This is a genomic window from Sulfolobus sp. B1 (genome assembly GCF_007050195.1).
GTDB lineage: Archaea > Thermoproteota > Thermoprotei_A > Sulfolobales > Sulfolobaceae > Saccharolobus.
The window spans coordinates 1-1416 of the sequence record NZ_QIMI01000242.1; the positions used below are offsets into that span (position 1 = coordinate 1).

At 36.4% G+C, this 1416-nt stretch carries 3 protein-coding genes; all 3 read left to right on the plus strand.

Going from position 1 to position 1416, the window contains the following annotated elements; genetic code table 11:
- The coding region (locus tag DMP16_RS09850; RefSeq protein WP_143577187.1) for a proteasome subunit beta at positions 1 to 436 on the plus strand (436 nt) is incomplete at its 5' end.
- A 39-nt stretch (positions 437 to 475) separates the two neighbouring features.
- Entirely contained in the window at positions 476 to 925 is a 450-nt protein-coding gene (locus DMP16_RS09855) for a YbhB/YbcL family Raf kinase inhibitor-like protein (RefSeq protein WP_069281894.1), read from the plus strand.
- Positions 926 to 931: 6 nt separating this feature from the next.
- The coding region (locus DMP16_RS09860; RefSeq protein WP_143577188.1) for a replication factor C small subunit at positions 932 to 1416 on the plus strand (485 nt) is incomplete at its 3' end.

Genomic DNA, 1416 nt, shown 5'->3' on the forward strand with positions numbered 1-1416 from the left:
AGCTGATTTACAATTTATATACGATGTATTAAAGAATATATATCATTATAATTCGATAACTAGATATGGTCCAGTTTCTGTGAAAGGCATTGCGACTAGGCTTGCTAATATCTTATCAGCTACTAAGTATTTTCCATATTTAGTTCAAATATTAATTGGAGGTTACGATGATCAACCAAGATTATATAATCTGGATTACTTAGGGGATATCACTGAAGAACAGTATGTGGCTACGGGCTCTGGTTCTCCAGTCGCTATGGGTGTTTTAGAGGATGAGTATGATGAGAGTATGAGTTTAGACAAGGCTGTAGATTTAGCTAAAAGGGCAGTATTCTCTGCTATAAAAAGGGATTCCTTTACTGGGACTGGCGTTATTGTGACAAAGATTAATAGTGTTGGACATGAAGAGTATGAGTTTTACCTTAAGAAGATATAGATGACTTTTATTTACTAGTTGAGGCTAATATATATCTTGATGATAGTTAGAACGAGTTCTTTTAAGGTTGAAGACCTTATACCATCCAAATATACATGTGATGGAGAGGATTTGTCACCGACCTTAGAATGGGATGCTGTACCAAGCGCTAAAAGTTATGCCGTTATTGTAGAGGATCCTGATGCACCCGGCGGGACTTTTATTCACTGGGTCATTTATAATATACCAACTAATAAATTGCCAGAAGGAGTTCCTAAGGTGTATAAGTCAGAATTTGGTATACAAGGCGTAAATGATTTTGGTAGGGTTGGATATAATGGTCCTTGTCCTCCTAAAGCTCACCCACCACATAGATACTACTTTTACGTATATGCATTAGATACTATTTTAAAGGAAGTGAAGAACGTTGATGCTAATGAGTTAAAGTCGTTAATGAAGGGTCATGAAATAGATAAAGGTTATGTTATGGGTAAATATAAGAGAAAGTGATGCTAAATGTCTGGGAAAGTAGAAGAAGTCTTATGGGCTGAAAAGTACAGACCAAGAAGTTTGGATGATATTGTAAATCAGAAGGAAATTGTAGAAAGGTTAAAAAAATTCGTGAAAGAAAAAAACATGCCTCATTTGCTGTTCGCCGGACCTCCCGGTACTGGAAAGACTACTGCAGCTTTAGCTCTGGTTCATGATCTATATGGCGAAAGTTATGTTGAGTACTTTTTAGAGCTTAACGCAAGCGATGAAAGAGGTATTGATGTAATAAGGAATAAAGTTAAGGAGTTCGCTAGAACTGTTGCTCCAACTAATGTGCCTTTTAAAGTTGTTTTGCTAGACGAAGCGGACAATATGACCGCTGACGCACAACAAGCGCTGAGGAGAACTATGGAATTATACACTGAAAGTACTAGGTTCATTCTAGCTTGTAATTATCTTAGTAAAATAATAGAACCTATCCAATCGAGAACAGCGTTATTTAGATTTTA

What these genes read in the sequence shown, in the direction of transcription:
- DMP16_RS09855 (WP_069281894.1), top strand. Translation starts at nt 476, where the DNA reads ATGATAGTTAGAACGAGTTCTTTTAAGGTTGAAGACCTTATACCATCC.